This is a genomic window from Mesocryomonas lacus (assembly GCF_055730135.2).
This window is the reverse complement of the sequence record NZ_JBUZWE020000014.1, coordinates 37,519-56,008: the sequence shown is the minus strand read 5'-3', so window position 1 is coordinate 56,008 and position 18,490 is coordinate 37,519. Positions and strand designations below refer to the sequence as shown.

At 66.6% G+C, this 18,490-nt stretch carries 18 protein-coding genes; 9 read left to right on the top strand and 9 right to left on the bottom strand.

Annotated features, from left to right (window positions below):
* Positions 1-58 precede the first annotated feature (58 nt).
* A complete protein-coding gene (locus ACZLZY_RS20045) occupies positions 59-841 on the bottom strand; it encodes a DUF3108 domain-containing protein (protein ID WP_472935816.1) in 783 nt (260 codons plus the stop codon).
* A 263-nt stretch (positions 842-1,104) separates the two neighbouring features.
* On the opposite strand from ACZLZY_RS20045, the gene rpmB reads away from it, so the two are divergent.
* Together rpmB and ACZLZY_RS20035 are read left to right on the top strand one after the other, a co-directional pair.
* Positions 1,105-1,407 carry a 50S ribosomal protein L28 gene (rpmB, locus tag ACZLZY_RS20040; protein ID WP_472935815.1) on the top strand — a complete coding sequence of 101 codons (303 nt, stop codon included), beginning with the start codon at positions 1,105-1,107 and terminating at the stop codon, positions 1,405-1,407.
* An 88-nt stretch (positions 1,408-1,495) separates the two neighbouring features.
* Positions 1,496-2,173 carry a queuosine precursor transporter gene (locus ACZLZY_RS20035; protein WP_472935926.1) on the top strand — a complete coding sequence of 226 codons (678 nt, stop codon included), beginning with the start codon at positions 1,496-1,498 and terminating at the stop codon, positions 2,171-2,173.
* A gap of 310 nt (positions 2,174-2,483) precedes the next feature.
* On the opposite strand, the gene ACZLZY_RS20030 is transcribed toward ACZLZY_RS20035, so the two are convergent.
* From ACZLZY_RS20030 to ACZLZY_RS20015, 4 genes are all read right to left on the bottom strand, one after another.
* Positions 2,484-3,503: an esterase-like activity of phytase family protein gene (locus tag ACZLZY_RS20030; protein ID WP_472935814.1), complete on the bottom strand. Its 1,020-nt coding sequence runs from the start codon at positions 3,501-3,503 to the stop codon at positions 2,484-2,486.
* An 8-nt stretch (positions 3,504-3,511) separates the two neighbouring features.
* Positions 3,512-5,422: a cobaltochelatase subunit CobT gene (cobT, locus tag ACZLZY_RS20025; RefSeq protein WP_472935813.1), complete on the bottom strand. Its 1,911-nt coding sequence runs from the start codon at positions 5,420-5,422 to the stop codon at positions 3,512-3,514.
* Between the two features lie 386 nt (positions 5,423-5,808).
* On the bottom strand, positions 5,809-6,795 hold the full coding sequence (cobS, locus tag ACZLZY_RS20020; protein ID WP_472935812.1) for a cobaltochelatase subunit CobS: 987 nt from the start codon (positions 6,793-6,795) through the stop codon (positions 5,809-5,811).
* 193 nt (positions 6,796-6,988) lie between these two features.
* Positions 6,989-7,603, bottom strand: a complete 615-nt coding sequence (locus ACZLZY_RS20015) for a J domain-containing protein (protein ID WP_472935811.1) — start codon at positions 7,601-7,603, stop codon at positions 6,989-6,991.
* A gap of 146 nt (positions 7,604-7,749) precedes the next feature.
* Between ACZLZY_RS20015 and ACZLZY_RS20010 the strand changes: the two genes are divergently transcribed.
* Together ACZLZY_RS20010 and ACZLZY_RS20005 are read left to right on the top strand one after the other, a co-directional pair.
* A complete protein-coding gene (locus ACZLZY_RS20010; protein ID WP_472935810.1) occupies positions 7,750-8,058 on the top strand; it encodes a BolA family protein in 309 nt (102 codons plus the stop codon).
* Positions 8,055-8,756 carry a YoaK family protein gene (locus tag ACZLZY_RS20005; RefSeq protein WP_472935809.1) on the top strand — a complete coding sequence of 234 codons (702 nt, stop codon included), beginning with the start codon at positions 8,055-8,057 and terminating at the stop codon, positions 8,754-8,756. The genes ACZLZY_RS20010 and ACZLZY_RS20005 overlap by 4 nt, the downstream gene beginning before the upstream one ends.
* 71 nt (positions 8,757-8,827) lie before the next feature.
* Here the strand turns inward: ACZLZY_RS20005 and aroB are convergent, their stop codons facing one another.
* Both aroB and ACZLZY_RS19995 read right to left on the bottom strand, forming a co-directional pair.
* Entirely contained in the window at positions 8,828-9,952 is a 1,125-nt protein-coding gene (gene aroB, locus ACZLZY_RS20000) for a 3-dehydroquinate synthase (RefSeq protein WP_472935808.1), read from the bottom strand.
* Position 9,953: 1 nt separating this feature from the next.
* On the bottom strand, positions 9,954-10,523 hold the full coding sequence (locus ACZLZY_RS19995) for a shikimate kinase (RefSeq protein WP_472935807.1): 570 nt from the start codon (positions 10,521-10,523) through the stop codon (positions 9,954-9,956).
* A gap of 204 nt (positions 10,524-10,727) precedes the next feature.
* Here ACZLZY_RS19995 and ACZLZY_RS19990 point away from each other — a divergent pair, with 204 nt between their 5' ends.
* The 4 genes from ACZLZY_RS19990 to ACZLZY_RS19975 all read left to right on the top strand — a co-directional run bounded on the left by ACZLZY_RS19990 (position 10,728) and on the right by ACZLZY_RS19975 (position 14,347).
* Complete coding sequence (locus ACZLZY_RS19990; RefSeq protein WP_472935806.1) at positions 10,728-10,907, top strand: hypothetical protein; 180 nt, start codon at positions 10,728-10,730, stop codon at positions 10,905-10,907.
* A complete protein-coding gene (gene xerD / locus ACZLZY_RS19985) occupies positions 10,904-11,899 on the top strand; it encodes a site-specific tyrosine recombinase XerD (protein WP_472935805.1) in 996 nt (331 codons plus the stop codon). The genes ACZLZY_RS19990 and xerD overlap by 4 nt, the downstream gene beginning before the upstream one ends.
* Positions 11,900-12,079: 180 nt before the next feature.
* On the top strand, positions 12,080-13,033 hold the full coding sequence (locus ACZLZY_RS19980; protein WP_472935804.1) for an acetyl-CoA carboxylase carboxyltransferase subunit alpha: 954 nt from the start codon (positions 12,080-12,082) through the stop codon (positions 13,031-13,033).
* A gap of 303 nt (positions 13,034-13,336) precedes the next feature.
* Complete coding sequence (locus ACZLZY_RS19975) at positions 13,337-14,347, top strand: L,D-transpeptidase family protein (RefSeq protein WP_472935803.1); 1,011 nt, start codon at positions 13,337-13,339, stop codon at positions 14,345-14,347.
* Between the two features lie 202 nt (positions 14,348-14,549).
* Here the strand turns inward: ACZLZY_RS19975 and ACZLZY_RS19970 are convergent, their stop codons facing one another.
* Complete coding sequence (locus tag ACZLZY_RS19970; RefSeq protein ID WP_472935802.1) at positions 14,550-15,071, bottom strand: copper chaperone PCu(A)C; 522 nt, start codon at positions 15,069-15,071, stop codon at positions 14,550-14,552.
* Positions 15,072-15,217: 146 nt separating this feature from the next.
* Here ACZLZY_RS19970 and arsC point away from each other — a divergent pair, with 146 nt between their 5' ends.
* The gene (gene arsC, locus ACZLZY_RS19965) at positions 15,218-15,565 is read left to right on the top strand and encodes an arsenate reductase (glutaredoxin) (protein WP_472935801.1); all 348 of its coding nucleotides are present in this window, start codon (positions 15,218-15,220) and stop codon (positions 15,563-15,565) included.
* Between the two features lie 76 nt (positions 15,566-15,641).
* On the opposite strand, the gene secA is transcribed toward arsC, so the two are convergent.
* On the bottom strand, positions 15,642-18,344 hold the full coding sequence (gene secA, locus ACZLZY_RS19960; RefSeq protein ID WP_472935800.1) for a preprotein translocase subunit SecA: 2,703 nt from the start codon (positions 18,342-18,344) through the stop codon (positions 15,642-15,644).
* Positions 18,345-18,490 lie beyond the last annotated feature (146 nt).

Genomic DNA, 18,490 nt, shown 5'->3' with positions numbered 1-18,490 from the left:
CGGGGAGGCGGAGTGAGAAGGGGCGGCCAGTAAGCGGGCGACCCATCCCGCCCTGCCACTATCCCTTCGCGAAGGTCGCGGCGCGGAAAGTGAGGGGACCGATCTCGGTGGGGATGCGGGCGTAGACCGGGGCGAAGATGCCGGTCGTGCCGATCGGCGCGAACCAGAGCTCGATCGTCTGGCGCTGGATGAACTTCACGCCCTTCGAGGTCGCGCGATAGCCGCTGACCGGGCTGATGCGGACGTTGCAGGCGGTGACGTCGCCGGAATAGCCGTCGGTGGTGAAGGTCTTGGTGCCGGCCGGCGACAGCACGAGGTCGAGCCGCGACCAGCCGTCGAAGAACGGCAAGGTCCGGTCGCAGAGCGTCGTTGGCTTGCCCTTCAGCATCAGCCCGCTCAGCGGGTCGACCACCGACAGAAGGTGTTTGGGCGAGACCGGGACGTAATCCTTCTTCGGCTTGGTGATCTTCGGCGCGACATCCACCGAGGCGACCCGGCCGCTGCGGAAGGTGACGTCGCTGCGATAGGTCTTCTTGTCGCTGGAATAGTCGAGGCCGTAGCTGGTGGCGAGCACCTTGTCGCCCTTGATCGTGCCGCTGACGGAGCTGGTGCCGGCGACTTTCGAGAAGATGTCGGCAAGGCCGGTCGAGCCGAGCGTGCCTTTGATGCTGTAGCGGCTGCCGTCGATCGTGGTATCGAAGCTGGCGCGGCCGACCGGCAGGCCGATCAGCGAGACGTTGTAGCGCGAGGAGACGGTTTGCGCGGCGGCCTCGGCTGGCGCCAGCGGCGCCAAGGCGAGCGCGGCGAAGAGAGCGGCGGTCGCCCTGTGGAAATGCGTCATGCCGTGGCTTCCCGGAGTGTCGACGAAATCGGCTGCGCGCCTCGTCAGCCCATGCGTGCCATGTTCCCTGGCGGATGAATAGGGCTGAATTCTGCCGTTAGGGCGTTTTCGCGGGCGGCGCCGAGGCGTCGTCGGGTTGACGAAGCGCCGGTGTCGGATTATAGCACGCACCAATTCCGATCATGCCTCGTGGACGATGATCGCGCCGTGTTCCTATCGGCGGCGCTCCGCGATGGCCGTTTCGAGCTTGAAAGGTGTAACACATGTCGCGCGCTTGCGAACTGACCGGCAAGGCCGTCCAATACGGCAACAATGTGAGCCACGCGAACAACAAGTCGCGTCGCCGCTTCCTGCCGAACCTGTCGGTTGTCACGCTGATCTCCGACGCCCTCGGCCAGCGCATCCGTCTTCGCGTCTCGGCCCATGGCCTGCGTTCGGTCGAGCACCGCGGCGGCCTCGACGCCTTCCTCATCAAGTCGAGCGAGCTTGAGCTTTCGCAGAAGGCCCGCCTTCTCAAGCGCCAGATCGCCAAGAAGCTGGCGGAGACCACCACGGTCGCCGCTTAAGCTTTTCGGTCTCGACTTAAGTTTCTGAACCGGATGCCGAAAGGCGCCCGGTTTTCTGGTTCCATCACCCCAGGATAAAAAAATGAACCTGCGCTCCTTCGCGCTGCCACTGGCAGCCATGACGCTGATCGTGCTCGCCTCCAACATCCTCGTGCAGTTTCCGCTGTCGGGGCATGTCGGGACACTGGCCCTCGGCGACATCCTGACCTGGGGCACCTTCACCTATCCCTTCGCCTTCCTCGTCACGGATCTCACCAACCGTCGCTTCGGCCCTGCCGTCGCGCGGCGAATCGTCTATGCGGGTTTTGCCGTTGCGATTCTCGCCTCGATCCTCGCACCGCCGCTGCTGTTCCACCTCGGCCTGCTGCCGTACCCGACGGCCGGCGATCGGCTGGTGCGAATCGCGCTGGCGTCGGGCACCGCCTTCCTGATGGCGCAGCTGCTCGACATCGCCGTCTTCAACCGCTGGCGGGGCGCCAGCTGGTGGCGGGCGCCGGCGTTCGCGTCGGTGGCGGGTTCGGTGGTCGATACGCTGACCTTCTTCACGCTCGCCTTCGCGCCGTTCTGGCTGCTGGGCCCGACCGACGAGTTCTCGCTGCAGGCCGCGCCGCTGCTCGGTGCCTTCGCCACGCAGGCACCCCGCTGGATCTCCTGGGCGATCGGCGATTTCAGTGTGAAGCTCGCCATCGCGGTCTTGGCGCTGATGCCTTACCGCATCATCATGCAGCGTTTCATGCCGTACCGTCCGATCGGCGTCGCCGGCTAGAGCGGGGGAAGCGGCGAATCGGGTGCGCTAAGCGGCGACGAGCGGGCTGTTCTAGTTTTGAGCTGATATCGCTCGCGTCACCAAGGTTCTAAAACTGCCGTAAACCCGATGATGTCGTCATCCTCTGGGACTTTTCCCCGGGGACCCATGCCGTCGCGGGGACGCCGCATTCCGGCACCGGATCAACGCTTTGACGCCATGGCATGGGTCCCCGGCCTGCGGCCGAGGATGACGATGTTCGGGGGAGCGCTACGGGTTTTGGGACGGGGCCATTGGTGCTTCGGCGTATGGCAGCGCCTAGTGCACGTCCTCAGCTGGCGCCAGCATCCTCCAGCGCGAATTCCAAATAGAGGTTGCGCTGGAAGAAGGAGCCGTTGTCGTCGGAGACGAGGGAGATGACAGTGGTGCCGGTCGGGGTGACCCAGGCATCGAGCCCTTCCATGTTGTCGATCTCCTCGGCGGGGCCTGCCTCCATCAGGACAGGGCCGTCGACGAGGGCGCCGGGCTTGATGTCGGCGCCGGAGATCCGCCGGATGCGCATGCCGATGCGGCCGAAACCCTGGTAGCGCCGCTCCAGCAGCAGCAGGTCGCCGTCCGGCAGGAAGGCGCCGTCGGTGACCGACCAAGGCTCCTCGCGCTTCACCTTGAACATCCCGCCTCTCGGCCCGAGGATCGCGGCGAAGAGGTTGCCCTCGCGGTCGAGCGAGAGTTCAGAGGCGATCACCGTCCGGGGGCTCCCGGCTGCGCCTTTCGGCGTGACGGCAATGGTCTCGATCCCCTGGTTGGTGCGCAGCTCGCGTGGGGGAATCGGCAGCTTGACGGCCTCGGCCTTGCTGTCGAAAGGACGGGCGGGGTCGGCATAGGCCGCGATCCGATGCCTCTGCTCGAACGAGACCAGCACTCTGTCGCCATCGATCGCCATGCCCTCGGCGTCGGCAAGGCCCTTGCGCTGCGTCTGCGGCTCGCCGGCAGCGTCGAGGATCGGCGCCATCTCCGCCTCGTCCAAGCCGACAGGGCGACCTTCTGCATCGCGCCGAATCGTTGCCGCAAGCCAGTAGCCGGTGTCGGTGATCGCGAGAAGGCGGGTGCCGCCCTCCCGAAGCCGAACGGCGGAAACCCCCTGCAGGCGCCGATCGGCGGCGCTGTAGTGGAAGCCGCCGAGATAGCGCAGCGCCCCGGTATGCCCGTCTGCCGACCGCTTGTCGAAGCGCTCGATGACCGAGGACTGGATGGTCAGCGCCTTGCCCTCGGGCCGGGCCGGGCCGCCCGTCGCGACCACCGACACGGCAAGCCCTGCCAGCGCCCCGAGGCGCCGGCGGTAGCGTTTCAACGCGCCTGTCACCTGCTGCTGCCGGCGCGGCGCGGGGTGCGGCGGGTGCCGCCGGCGCTGTCGTCGGCGAAGAGGTCGGCCAGCTGCTCGGTCATCGCGCCCGCCAGCTCCTCGGCGTCGACGATGGTCACCGCCTTGCGGTAGTAGCGGGTGACGTCGTGACCGATGCCGATGGCCAGGAGCTCGACCGGCGAGCGCGTCTCGATCTCCTCGATCACCGCCCGCAGGTGCCGCTCGAGATAGTTGCCGGGATTGACCGACAGTGTCGAATCGTCGACCGGCGCGCCGTCCGAAATCATCATCAGAATGCGCCGCTGCTCCGGCCGGGCGAGCAGGCGGTTGTGCGCCCAGACCAGTGCCTCGCCGTCGATGTTCTCCTTGAGGAGGCCCTCGCGCATCATCAGGCCGAGATTGCGCCGGGCCCGCCGCCAGGGCGCATCCGCCGACTTGTAGACGATGTGGCGGAGATCGTTGAGCCGGCCGGGCTTCTGCGGCTTGCCGGCCTTTAGCCAAGCCTCGCGCGACTGCCCGCCCTTCCAGGCGCGCGTCGTGAAGCCGAGCACCTCGACCTTGACGCCGCAGCGCTCCAGCGTGCGCGCCAGAATGTCGGCGCAGGTGGCCGCAACCGTGATCGGCCGTCCGCGCATCGAGCCGGAATTGTCGATCAGCAGCGTCACGACGGTATCGCGGAAGGCTGTGTCGCGCTCCTGCTTGAAGGAGAGCGGCTGCATCGGATCGATCACCAGGCGCGTCAGCCGGGCGCTGTCGAGATAGCCTTCCTCGAGGTCAAAATCCCAGGAACGGTTCTGCTGCGCCATCAGGCGGCGCTGCAGCCGGTTGGCGAGGCGGCCGACGACGCTGTGCAGCGTGGTCAGCTGCTTGTCGAGGAAGGCTCTGAGACGGTCGAGCTCGGCTTCGTCGCAGAGTTCCTCGGCGCCGACCATCTCGTCGAAGGCCTGGGTATAGGGCTTGTAGTCGATCTCGGCCGAGATGTTCGACATCGCCTGGTTGGGACGGCGCGATTCGCCGGGCGTCTCGGTGTCCTTGCTGTCGTCGTCGACCGGGTCGTCGGCGGTGACCTCGGACTCCTCGGCCTCGGCTGCGTCCTCGCTTTCAGACTGCGATTCCGAATCCTCGGCGCGCGCCTCGTCCTCGCCGGCCTCCTTCTCGGCGCCGCCCTCGTCGCTGTCGCGCTCCTGGTTGTCGCCCTGTTCCTGGTCGTCGTCGCTGTCCTCGCCGTCCTGCTCCTGGCCGAGTTCCTCAGCCATCTCCATCGCCGCCAGGAGGTCGCGCATGGCGCGGGCGAAGGCCTTCTGGTCCTCGACCGCGTTCGGCAGGCGCTCCAGCCGTTCGCCGGCCTTCTCCTCGATCCAGTCGCGCCAGACATCGACGACGGCGCGGGCGCTCGGGGGGATCTCGCGGCCGGTCAGGCGCTCGCGCACCATCAGCGCCACTGCATCTTCCAGCGGCGCCTCGGCGCGGTCGGTGACGTCCTGCAGGTTGGAACGGAAGTACTTGTCCTCAAGCATGGCCGCGAGGTTGTCGCCGACGCCGAGCATGGCATTCGCACCGATCGCCTCAACGCGGGCCTGCTCGACCGCGTCGAACACGGCGCGCGCGCTCTTGCCCTCGGGGGCAAGGGTCGCGTGGATCTTGTTGTCGTGCCGGGCGCGCCGCAGCGCCATGGCGTCGGCCATGCCCCGCGTGACGGCGATGTCGTTCTGGGTGACGCGCTTCGGCAGGTCGGGCAGGCGGGCACGCGGCCCGTTCAGCCCCGGCCGCTCGCTGGCATAGGTGACTTCAAGCTCGGCATCCCCGGCAATCGCCCGCATGCAGCCGGCCACCGCCCGGCGAAACGGCTCGCGATCGATGCCACCTTTGGCATTGCCGGGTTTGGAATTGTCGCCGATGCGGGACATGCTATCCGGGCCTTGTTCTCGTGTGGGGCGGCGGAGCGCCGTTGCCGTGTCTGTCGTGCTCGGCGGTGCGACGCCTGTACCGAAGCGCCAACCTCTCAGGTTCGTCATCCTCAACCGCAGGCCGGGGACCCATGCCGTGGCGTTGAACACAGCCGCGGCGGCAGTCACCGTGATGTCATTATCGCTGGTCTTGGTGCGGTGACGTCTCGGCATGGGTCCCCGGGGCCAAGGCCCCGAGGATGACGATGTTCAAACGGCGTGTCCCTGTGCGGTCAGAGCGTCCTCACTTCGCGGTCAGAAGGCGTGCACTTTAGCCTGACGTCTCGCGACGCCTGATCCGGCCTGACGTCTCACGCCGTTTGATGCCGCTTTCACCGCGTCGAAACCTAGTCTAGCACCACGTTAGCGCTCGACTCCGGCAGCTCTTCCCCGAACGCCCGCTGATAGAACTCCGCCACCAGCGCCCGCTCGAGATCGTCGCACTTGTTCAGGAACGTCAGCCGGAACGCGAAGCCGATATTGCCGAAGATCTCGGCGTTCTCGGCCCAGGTGATCACGGTCCGCGGGCTCATCACGGTCGACAGGTCGCCGTTGACGAAGGCGGAGCGGGTCATGTCGGCGACGCGAACCATCTTCGAGATCTGGATCTTGCCTTCCTTGGTCTGGAAGTGCTTCGCCTTGGCGAGGACGATGTCGACTTCCTTGTCGTGCGGCAGGTAGTTGAGGATCGTCACGATCGACCAGCGGTCCATCTGCGCCTGGTTGATCTGCTGCGTGCCGTGGTAGAGGCCCGTGGTGTCGCCGAGGCCGACCGTGTTGGCGGTGGCGAACAGGCGGAAGGCGGGGTGCGGCGTCACGACGCGGCTCTGGTCGAGCAACGTCAGGCGGCCGGAGGCCTCCAGCACGCGCTGGATCACGAACATCACGTCCGGGCGGCCAGCATCATACTCGTCGAAGACGAGGGCAACGTTGTGCTGGTAGGCCCAGGGCAGGATGCCGTCGCGGAATTCGGTGACCTGCATGCCGTCGCGGACGGTGATCGCGTCCTTGCCGATGAGGTCGATGCGGCTGACATGGCTGTCGAGGTTGATGCGCACGCAGGGCCAGTTGAGGCGCGCCGCAACCTGCTCGATGTGCGTCGACTTGCCGGTGCCGTGGAAGCCCGAGACCATGACGCGGCGGTTGCGGGCAAAGCCCGCGAGGATCGCCAGCGTCGTCTGCTTGTCGAAGAGGTAGTCGGGGTCGAGGTCCGGGACGTGGTTGTCCGCCTCGGCATAGGCCGGGACCATCAGGTTGCTGTCGAAACCGAAGGTTTCACGGACGGAGATCGTGGTATCCGGGAGCCGAGCCACGTCCTGAACCGCTGCAGTCATCACGCCTCCAAAGGCCCGCGCGGCCATGCTGGCGCGGTGCCGTGTCTGTTGCCTCAGTGACGCCGGGAGCCGTCGCGGGCAGAGTTGCCGGCACCGAAATGCCCTTTCGGCACCGAGATGCCGCTGCTGTGTTCAAGCCGCGCCATCATCCGGCGGAGTTGCCGGTCGCCACACGCGGGCTTCCGTTCAGCGATTAACAAAAACCGGATTGCTTCAGGAGCTTGTAGGCCTGGATGACCTCGCGCAGCCGGTCTTCGTGTCCGCGATCGCCGCCGTTGGCGTCGGGATGATATTGCTTCACCAGGCTTTTATAGCGCGTCCGAACCGTCTCGCCAGACGAATCTTCGGGGATGCCGAGCGTCGTGAAGGCTTTGGATTCCAGCGAGCGCACCTTCTTGACCTTGGCCGCCGCGCGTGCGGCCGCCGCGTCGCCCTCGAAAAGGTTGAACGGGTCCTTGGCCTTGCCGGTCCAGCGCTTGGCGCGCGGCGGCGCCTGGTTGGTCGCGGTGTCGCCGGTCGCCGCGCCCATCGTCCAGGTCGGACGGTGCCCCGTCAGCGAATCCTTGAGGTAGGTCTGAATGTCGGTGTCGTTCAACCCGGAGAAGTAGTTGTACGACTTGTTGTACTGGCGGACGTGGTCCACGCAGAAGTTGAGGTACTGGCCCTCGTGGTCGCGTCCCCGCGGCGCCTTGTGGGTGCCGGGCTCCTTGCAACCATCCCACGAGCAGTCGGGCGCGCGCGCCTTCTCTGCAGCCTTGCGGCTGGGGCGGACACGAATGCCGTCGAAATATTTGGAATCGAGTTTCATCGGGATGGATTATGGTGCGCCGGCAGGAGCCGAACAAGAATTGACAGATGCGAAAAAGTCCGGGAAGCCGGGCCGAAGCGGCGATTGTCGGTTCCTGCGGACCGGCAATCTCGCCTCAACCAACCCTCTTTGCATCGGAACCCGGAATGACGCTGTATTCCCGCGACACGATCGAGGCCAAGCTGGCAGACGCATTTGCCCCGGATAGTCTCAAGGTCATCGACGAAAGCCACCTGCATGCGGGTCACCACCATGGGGCGAGCGAGCATCATGCTGGCTTCGATGGGTCGGCGGGTACGCATTTTCGCGTCATGATCGTGTCTTCCCTGTTTGCCGGACTGAGCCGTATCGACCGGCATCGTGCCGTGAACAAGGCGCTGGCCGACGAATTGGTTTCCGGCGTGCACGCGCTGGCCATCGAGGCGAAGGCACCGGGCGAGCCGACGCGGCGTTGACCGCGCTGCTCTCAGCCCGCGCAGCCCGGCGCACCGCGCACCGCCGCCGCCGCACCGCGGTCGGGCTGAGCTTTGCCGCGGCGCTGTCCTGCCTTGCCGGCATGACCGACGCCCTCGGCTTCCTCATCGCCGGCGATTTCGTCTCCTTCATGAGCGGCAATACGACGCGGCTCGCCGTCGCCATTGGCAGCCTGCAGTTCGCGGCAGTGCTGCATCTCGCGGTGCTCGTTCTCGTCTTCGTCCTCGGCAATGCCGCCGGCGTTCTGTTCGCCCATCTTACCGGACGCCGGCACGGCGTCATCGTCGGGCTGGTGGCCGCGCTGCTCCTCGCATCGGCGGGCTTCTCCGGGCAAGGGCTGGAGCGCATTTCGATCATTCTCCTCGTCTTCGCGATGGGCGCGGTCAACGTCGCGATGGAGCGGGTCGAGGGCCATTCGCTGGGGGTGACCTACGTCTCCGGCGCGCTGTCGCGCTTCGGCCGAGGCCTCGGGCGGCGCCTGCTCGGCCGCGCGGTGCCGAACTGGTGGTTCGAGATCGTGCCCTGGTGCGGTATGCTCAGCGGCGCCGTCATCGGCGCGGTCGCCTTCAACCTCATCGGCCCGCTGGCGATCTGGCTGTCCGCGGGCTTTGCCGCGGTGATCGCCGTTGCTTCGCTGCTCATCCCCGCCCGCTGGCGACGGCAGTATTTTGCCGGGTGATGGAGGCGGACCGTTTAGCATTGGCGGGCTTCGGCTTGCCGTCGGAAGCCGCGGTCCGTCGCGGCCTCGGCTCAGGCCAGTTCGTCGGCCAGGAACGCCGATACGTCGGCGGGATCGACATCGCCGGCGATGAAGGCCTCGCCGATGCCTCGGGTGAGGATGAAGGTGAGGCGGCCGCGGCTGACCTTTTTGTCCTGGCCGATGGCGCGCATCAGGGTTTCGGTGGAGAAGCCGTCGCCGGGAATGTCGCCGATCGTCGTCGGCAGGCCGGCAGCCTGCAGGTGGCGCTCGGCGCGGACGGCGTCCTGGCCGCTGCAGAGGCCGAGCCGGACAGAGAAGCGGTGGGCCAGCGCCATGCCGATCGAGACGGCCTCGCCGTGTACCAGCCGCGCCGTGTCGTAGCTGCAGGCCGCCTCCAGCGCGTGGCCGAAGGTGTGGCCAAGGTTCAGGAGGGCGCGGCGGCCGTCCTCGCGCTCGTCGGCGGCGACGACTTCGGCCTTGGCCCGGCAGCTCTTGGCGATCGCCTCGGCGCGCTCAGGACCGCCTGCGAAGACTGCCGTCCTGTTCCGCTCCAGCCAGTCGAAGAAGTCCGGCCGGTCGATTAGCCCGTATTTGACCACCTCGGCATAGCCGGCGGCGAATTCGCGCGGGCTCAAGGTGTCGAGCACCGCGGTATCGGCGAGCACCAAAGCGGGCTGGTGGAAGACGCCGACGAGGTTCTTGCCTTGCGGCGAATTGATGCCGGTCTTGCCGCCGACAGAGGAATCCACCTGCGCCAGCAGCGAGGTCGGGATTTGCACGAAGCGCATGCCGCGCCGAACGATCCCGGCGACGAAGCCGGAGAGGTCGCCGATGACGCCGCCGCCGAGCGCCACGACCGCATCGCCCCGCTCGAGCCGGGCTGCGATCACCGCCTCGACGGCAACCTGCAGCTGGGTGAAGGATTTGGTCGTCTCGCCGGCGGGCAGGACCAGCGTCGCCGCCTCGATCCCGGCCTCGGCAAGCGAGCTGAAGAGCGTCGGCAGGTGCAGCGCCGCGACGTTCTCGTCGGTGATGACGGCGACGCGGATGCCGGGGAGGCGCGCGGCGATCGCCGCGCCGGCCCCTGCGATCAGACCTTCGCCGATCAGGATGTCGTAGGAACGGTCGGCGAGGTCGACCCGCACCGTGCGGGGCTCGGCTTGCGCAAAACTCATGCTATCGGTCCAGGTGGCGGTCGAGGGCGTCGACGATCTCGTCGGCGATCACCTCTCGCCGGACGTTGCGGGACTGGATGGTGATGTCGGCCTCGGCGTAGACGGGATAGCGCTGGGCCATCAGCCCCTCCATCACCGCCCGCGGGTCGGCGGCCAGGAGCAGCGGGCGCGTCGCGCGGCGCGAGACGCGCTCCATGAGGACGTCGAGATCGGCCTTCAGCCAGATGGTGATGGCCTTTTCGCGCAACATGGTCCGCGTCTCCTCGGCCATGTAGGCGCCGCCGCCGGTGGCCAGTACCAGCGGTCCGGTCTGCGCGAGGCGGGCGACGACGCGGGCCTCCAGCGCCCTGAACTCCGGCTCGCCATAGGCCTTGAAAATCTCTGAAACCGACATGCGCGCGGCCGACTCGATCTCGGTGTCGGCATCGCGAAACGGCAGGTCGAGCACCTGGCCGAGCTTGCGCCCGACGGTCGACTTGCCGGCGCCCATCAGGCCGATCAGCGTGATGCAGCGTCCGCGCAGCCGCGCCGATATGTCGAGCCCCTGGTCCGGGCGGGGTGCACTCCTCATCGTCGGTCTCTGTCGTCCCTGATCCTCGATCTTGGAGACAGGAATTCCCTCTTCCCGTCAAGTTCCAGGCCCGCCCAAGTTCCGGACGGGGATCTGCCGGTGGGGTTGGCGCTTGCGCCGAATACGGCAATCTTTAAACGAAAGCGCGGTAAGCTTCGCGAAACGATCACCATGCCCTGTCTCCGATAGAATGGCGTATCCGTCATGCCCACCCTCGTCCGACTGCTGACGGTGCTTCTGATCCTTGCCGGAACGATGTTCGCGGTGATGGCGGCGCTCGTCTACCTCGTCGAGCCGACGCCGCACGCCGTGGTCATCGACCTGCCGCTGAACCAGCTGAAGGCGCCGCCGCCAACGGGCCAGCCGATGGTGCCCCGCCCGTGAAGACCGCAACCGCGCCGGCGCGGAAGCCGCCATTCCGCCGCGATGCCACCGACATCGAGACCTTCCTCGAGATGATGGCGGTCGAGCGCGGTGCGGCCGAGAACACGCTCGACGCCTATCGCCGCGACCTCGATGACGCCGCTGGCTTCCTGGCCGGGGAGGGCGCAAGCCTCGCCTCGGCCACGACCGACGACATCCGCGGCTTTGTCTCCGATCTGGCGGCGCGCGGTTTTGCTGCTTCTAGCCAGTCCCGACGGATGTCCTCGCTGCGGCAGTTCTACAAGTTCCTCTATGCCGAGGGGATGCGCGGCGACGATCCGACGGGACCGATCGAAACGGCCCGCAAGGCCCGACCGCTGCCGAAGATTATGAGCGAGGCCGAGGTGGACCGGCTGATCGACGCGGCGGCGGCCGCCGCCGGTGCGGCGGATCTTTCGGGGCTGGCGCTGGTGCGGGCGATGCGGATGCACGCGCTGGTCGAGGTGCTCTATGCGACCGGCATGCGCGTTTCCGAACTCGTCAGTCTGCCGCGCTCGGTGCTGCGGTCGAAGAACCGGCTGATCATTGTGCGCGGCAAGGGCGACAAGGAGCGGATGGTGCCGATCGGCGAGCGCGCCCGCGACGCGCTGCAGGGCTTTGGCGAGGCGATGCGGGCAGCCGCCACAGTGCCGCGCGCTGCGGATGCGGCGGACCAGCCCTGGCTCTTCCCGGCCCTCTCGGAAAGCGGTCACATGACGCGCCAAGCCTTCGCCCGCGATCTGAAGGCGCTGGCGGGCCGCGCTGGCATCCCCGCCTCGCGGGTGTCGCCGCACGTGTTGCGGCATGCCTTTGCGAGCCATCTCCTGCAGAACGGCGCCGATCTCCGGGCCGTTCAGGAACTGCTCGGGCATGCCGACATCTCGACGACGCAGATCTATACCCATGTCCTCGAGGAACGCCTGATCCGCCTGGTTTCCGACCACCATCCGCTGTCGGAGATCAGCGGCGGCTGAGGCGAGGACTGCGGGTGCGGCGGATTTCTTGACAAGCCGGGGCCATGTCGTCAGTTTGCGCCGCAACTCGAACCCTCTGTTCCTGGCCCCCGGCCGACGTTGCCGGTCCCCGGCAAACGCTCGATCCGAGCGACGGAAAGAGGCTGTTCCCCGCGAGAAAAAGGACGGCCTCGGTCGCTCATGCACAACTATCTCGATTTTGAAAAACCGGTCGCCGACCTGGAAACGCAGATCCTGTCGCTGAAGGAGATCGGCGCCGACAAGGATGGCGTTGACGTCACCGAGGAGATCGGCCGCCTGGAGAAGCGCTCGCGCGATGCGCTGGTCGATCTCTACAAGAAGCTGACGCCCTGGCAGAAGACGCAAGTCGCGCGCCATCCCGACCGGCCGCATTGCCTCGACTATATCGGGCGCATGATCACCGACTTCACGCCGCTTGCCGGTGACCGGTTCTACGCTGAGGATCTGGCTGTCGTCGCCGGCTTCGGCCGGTTCGACGGCAAGTCGGTCGCGGTGATCGGGCAGGAGAAGGGCTCTGACACCCAGACACGGCTGAAGCACAATTTCGGCATGGCGCGGCCCGAAGGCTACCGCAAGGCGGTTCGGATCATGGAGATGGCCGAGCGCTTCGGCATCCCCGTGCTGACGCTCGTCGACACCGCCGGCGCCTATCCCGGCATCGGCGCCGAGGAGCGCGGACAGGCCGAGGCTATCGCCCGCTCGACCGAGGCCTGCCTCAACCTCAAGGTGCCGATCGTCTCGCTGGTGATCGGCGAGGGCGGCTCGGGCGGCGCCATCGCCATCGCCGCGGCCAACCGGGTGCTGATGCTGGAGCACGCGATCTACAGCGTCATCTCGCCGGAGGCCGGCGCCTCGATCTTGTGGCGCGACGCGACGCGGGCGCAGGACGTCGCCCAGGCGATGAAGATCACCGCGCAGGACCTCAAGGGTTTTGGCGTCATCGACGAGATCGTGCCGGAGCCGCTCGGCGGCGCCCATCGCCAGAACGACGAGGCGATCGACCTCGCAGCCGACCGGGTGCGCGCGGCGCTGGCTGAACTGACGGTGCTCGACGGCGAGACCGTTCGGCGGCAGCGGCGCGAAAAGTTCCTGTCGATCGGCCGCAATCTGTAGCTTTCTTCCGCGTTCTGCGGCATGGCATTCACTATCGAGGGCGGCCGTGGCTTTTTCGCCACGGCCGCCCTCGCGGTTTTGTGGTGAAGTCACCGAGAATTCCCAGCCGTCGCGTCGTTTTTCGCGCGGGCGCGCGGCAGGGCGCCAAGGTCTTAACCGCCTGTTAAGCCGGCAAGGCCAAAAAGAGATAACTTGTCCTTAACCCGAGCGCTGGCCGGGGCAGGGACGCCAGATGCCGATCGGGGGCCGGTTCGCCGGAAGATCGGGCGCAGGGAGTGGTCCCTGCTCAAAGAGGGTACGGGGATGCTCGTCAGACGCCTGGTGACCGCAGCGGTACTTGCGGCCAGCATGATGGTGATGTCGGCTTGCCAACCGGGCGCCGATCTCGGTGACCTCATGGGCCCGGATGCGCCGGTTCCCGCTGCCCTCGTCAAGGAGATGAAGCTCAAGGACATGGGCGTGAAGTCGCCGATCCTGGTGCGGCTTTACAAGGAAGAGTCGCAGCTCGAGGTCTGGAAGCAGAAGACCAGCGGCCAGTACGAACTCCTGAAAACCTATGCGATCTGCGCCTGGTCCGGCAAGCTCGGGCCGAAGCGCGTCGAGGGTGACCGCCAGGCGCCCGAGGGCTTCTACACCGTTACCCAGGGCAGCCTGAACCCCGGCTCGCAGCACCATCTGGCCGTCAACATCGGCTATCCCAACCAGTACGACCGCGCCAATGGCAGCACCGGCCAGAACCTGATGATCCATGGCTCCTGCAATTCGTCCGGCTGCTACGCCATGGACGACTGGCAGGTGGAGGAACTCTATGCGCTGGCCCGCGACAGCTTCGCCGGCGGCCAGCGCTCGTTCCAGATCCAGGCCTATCCGTTCCGGATGACGCCGAAGAACATGGCCCGCCACCGGCAGTCCGAGCACTACGCCTTCTGGAAGATGCTGAAGGAAGGCTCGGACCGCTTCGAGCTGACCAAGAAGGTGCCGGACGTCGGAGTCTGCGAGAAGCGCTACGTCTTCGACCCGAAGCTCGAGGACGGGCAGAAGCTCGACGCCGCCGGCAAGTGCCCGGTGGTGACGGAGACGGCAGAGGTTGCCGCCAAGCGGATTGCCGACCAGGCCGAGGAAGACAAGCTGGTCGCCTTGATGAAGCCGACCGACTTCGCGCCGGTCTCCACCTTCAGCTATAAGACCGGCTCGCCGATCACCGCCGACGCCTACGCCAACGAACAGCACCGCCGCGAGGGCTACGACCGGCTGGGCAAGCCGATCGAGGTGCGTAAGGCAACGGTGTTCGACGGCATGCTAGGCCGGAAGTAATCAGCGATATTACCGGGGCAAGGCGCAGGCTGGTTATGATGCGGGCGCCGCGTCCGACAAGCTGGTCGCACCACGAAGGCAGCTTGCGCTACTGAGCGCCACAATACCGCGCCGATCATGATCGTCGCGCAGTGGCGTGAGTGACAGCGCTTCTCGGAGAGGCGACAAAAGATGTCGCCCCTTGCTTCGGAACTTCCGAACCTTAGTGGTTCATGCCCGGCATGTGGCCCATGCCCGGCATTGCATCCCCCTCCGCGGTGCTAGCTTCCGGCGACTGGCCGACGCCGAGCACCGGCAGGACGACCTCGACCTTTCCCGCCTTCTCGAAGCTGAGCGTCACCGGCACCGTGTCGCCGGCCTTGAACGGCGTGGTGACGCCGGTGAACATCATGTGCAAGCCGCCCGGCTTCAGCGCGACGGTGCTGTTCGCGGGCAGATCGACGCCGTCTGGCAGAGGGCGCATCGACATCACCTCGCCCTTCATCGACATCTCATGCAGTTCGCCCTTCTGGGCAAGCGGGGTCGCCACGCCGAGCAGGCGGTCGGCGGCACCCGCATTGCGGATGGTGAGATAGCCGCCGCCGACCGGCTGGTTCGGCAGCATGGCGCGGGTGAAGCCGCCGGAAATGGCGATGTCGCCTTGCACGGCTTGGCCGGCGACGGGCTCGGCGAGGGCCGCGATCGGCAACAGCAAGGCGAAGGCTGCAACGGCAAGGCGTTTCATGGGATCTCTCTCGTCCGCCCGGCAACGGAGCCGGCAAGCATTCTGGTCGGGGTACCGCACCCGCCGATTTCGGCTGGCTTGACCCGGTGATTCCTGAAACTCTCTCGCACAACCGCGGCGCCCGCCGCAATCATTTGGAGACATGCATGGCTGTGACGATCTATCACAATCCCGACTGCCAGACTTCGCAGGCGGCGCTCGACGCCATCGAGGCCGCAGGCGCGACGCCGGAAATCATCGAATATCTGAAGACGCCGCCGAGCCGCGAGACGCTGATCGAACTGCTCGACGTCATGGGACTGAAGCCGCGTGATTTGCTGCGCAAGAAGGGCACGCCCTATGCCGAGCTCGGCCTCGACGATCCCGCGCTCGACGACGAGGAAATCCTCGACCAGATGATCGAGCATCCGATCCTGATCAACCGGCCGATCGTGGTGACGGAGAGGGGTGTGCGGCTCTGCCGGTCGCCCGATGACGTCAAGGCGATCCTGTAGAAGCATTGCTGGGGGCGCGGCGGGCGGGCCCGCTCCGGCTGGAAGAGGCGGTCGCCGAGCGACCGCCTCTTTGCTGTCAGGCGTAGGCGCCGTGGCAGTGCTTGAACTTCTTGCCCGAGCCGCAAGGGCAGGGCTCGTTGCGGCCGACGGTGCCCCAGAGGCTCGCATCCTCGGTGCCGGGCTCGCCGGCGGTCACGCTGTCGGTCGGCGGAGCGAACTCGTCGATGCCCGTATCGGCGTCAATGTGGTGGCCCTCGGCGAGCTGCAGGATGTCGTCCTGCGGCTGCTCGTCCTGCCGGACGATCTCGACGCGCATCAACTGTGAGGTCGTGCGCTCGCGCAGGTGTCCGAGCATGGTCTCGAACAGCTCGAAGCCCTCCGACTTGTACTCGTTCAGCGGATCGCGCTGCGCATAGCCGCGGAAGCCGACGACCGAGCGCAGGTGGTCGAGGTTGACGAGATGCTCGCGCCACAATGCGTCGATGGTCTGGAGGACCACGGAGCGCTCGACATAGGTCATCATCTCCGGGCCGAAGCGCTCGCGCTTCTCGGCATAGGCGGCGTCCGAAGCGGCGATGATGCGCTCGCGGATCACCTCCTCGTCGATGCCTTCTTCGTCCGCCCAAGCCTGGATGGGCAGGTCGAGGTTCAACAGCTCAAGCGCGTCCTCGCGGAGCTCGGCGGTCTGCCACTGCTCGGCATAGGCCCGTTCTGGAATGCGGCGGCTGACGATCATGTCGATGGTGGCCATGCGCATGTCCGAAATGGTCTCGGACAGGTCGCTCGAATCCATCAGCTCAAGGCGCTGGTCGAAGATGACCCGGCGCTGGTCGTTCATCACGTCGTCGTACTTCAAAAGATTCTTGCGGATGTCGAAGTTGCGGGCTTCGACCTTCTTCTGCGCCTTCTCCAGTGCCTTGTTGATCCACGGGTGGACGATCGCCTCGTCCTCCTTCAGGCCGAGGCGCGTGAGCATGGTGTCCATGCGCTCGGAGCCGAAGATCCGCATCAGATCGTCCTGCAGCGACAGGAAGAATTTCGAGCGGCCGGGATCGCCCTGGCGGCCGGAGCGGCCGCGCAGCTGGTTGTCGATTCGCCGGCTCTCGTGCCGCTCGGTGGCGAGGACGTAGAGACCGCCGGCCTTGAGCGCGATTTCCTTCAGGCGCTTGATGTCGGTCTTGATCGCGGCCTCGGCGGCGTCGCGCTCGGGACCTTCCGGCATGTCCTTCAGCTCGTGCTCGATGCGCATGTCGGCATTGCCGCCGAGCTGGATGTCGGTGCCGCGGCCGGCCATGTTGGTGGCGATGGTCACCGCGCCCGGCACGCCGGCCTGGGAGACGATGTACGCTTCCTGCTCGTGATAGCGGGCGTTCAGCACCTGAAAGTCCTTCAGGCCGCTCTCGCGCAGGCGCTCGGCGAGCAGCTCGGACTTCTCGATCGACGTCGTGCCGACAAGGGTCGGCTGGCCGCGGCTGGAGGCCTCGGCGACCTCCTTGGCGATCGCCCGGAACTTCTCCTCGGCGGTGCGGTAGACCTCGTCGTCCTCGTCGATGCGGCTGACGGGAAGGTTGGTCGGGATCTCCAGGACGTCGAGGCCGTAGATGTCGCCGAACTCAGCCGCTTCCGTCGACGCCGTGCCGGTCATGCCGGCGAGCTTGCCGTACATGCGGAAATAGTTCTGGAAGGTGATCGAGGCCAGCGTCTGGTTCTCGGGCTGGACGGTGACACCTTCCTTCGCCTCGAGCGCCTGGTGCAGGCCCTCGGAAAAGCGGCGGCCCGGCATCATGCGGCCGGTGAACTCGTCGATGATGACGATCTCGTCGTTGCGGACGATGTAGTCCTTGTCGCGCTGGAACAGCGTATGCGCTTTCAGCGCATTGTTGACGTGGTGGACGATCGCCACGTTCTCGATGTCGTAGAGCGAGGTGCCGACCAGCTGGCCGGCGGACTCCAGGAGGCGCTCGAGCTTCTCGGTGCCGTCCTCGGTGAAGGCGACCTGGCGCTGCTTCTCGTCGAGCTCGTAGTCTTCCTTGCCGAGCTGCGGGATGAAGGTGTCGATGGTCTTGTAGAGGTCCGAGCGGTCGTCGAGCGGGCCGGAGATGATCAGCGGCGTGCGCGCCTCGTCGATCAGGATCGAGTCGACTTCGTCGACGATGGCGAAGTGGTGGCCGCGCTGCACCATCTGGCCGCGGTCATACTTCATGTTGTCGCGGAGATAGTCGAAGCCGAGCTCATTATTGGTGGCGTAGGTGATGTCGCAGGCATAGGCCGCGCGGCGCTCGTCGTCGCTGAGGCCGTGCGTGATGATGCCGACGGAAAGGCCGAGGAAGCGGTAGACCTTGGCCATCCACTCGGCGTCGCGCGTGGCGAGGTAGTCGTTGACGGTCACGACGTGCGCGCCCTTGCCGGCGAGCGCATTGAGGTAGACCGGAAGCGTCGCGACGAGGGTCTTGCCCTCGCCGGTGCGCATTTCGGCGATCGACTTGCGGTTCAACACCATGCCGCCGATCATCTGCACGTCAAAATGCCGCATGCCGAGGGCGCGTTTGGCGGCTTCGCGCACGGTCGCGAAGGCCGGCACCAGAAGATCGTCTACCGGCCTGCCGGCGGCGATCTCGGCCTTGAAGGTCGCAGTGCGGCCGCGCAGCTCATCGTCGCTGAGGGAGACCAGCGAGGGCTCCAGAGCATTGATCTCGCGCACGAAGGAATCGAACTTGCGCACGACGCGGTCGTTCGACGAACCAAGCAACTTGCGGGCTAAGCCGCCGAAACTGACCATGATCAGGACTTTCCAAAGATTAAGCGGTGCGACCTGACGTCTTCATTGTCTGCCGACGGGTCCAGGGCGATCCGGTCTCGGCCGAAGAGGCCGTGCGCCGCTATCCCGATCCCAGCCGATCCGAACGGATTAAACGTTAGGGATCA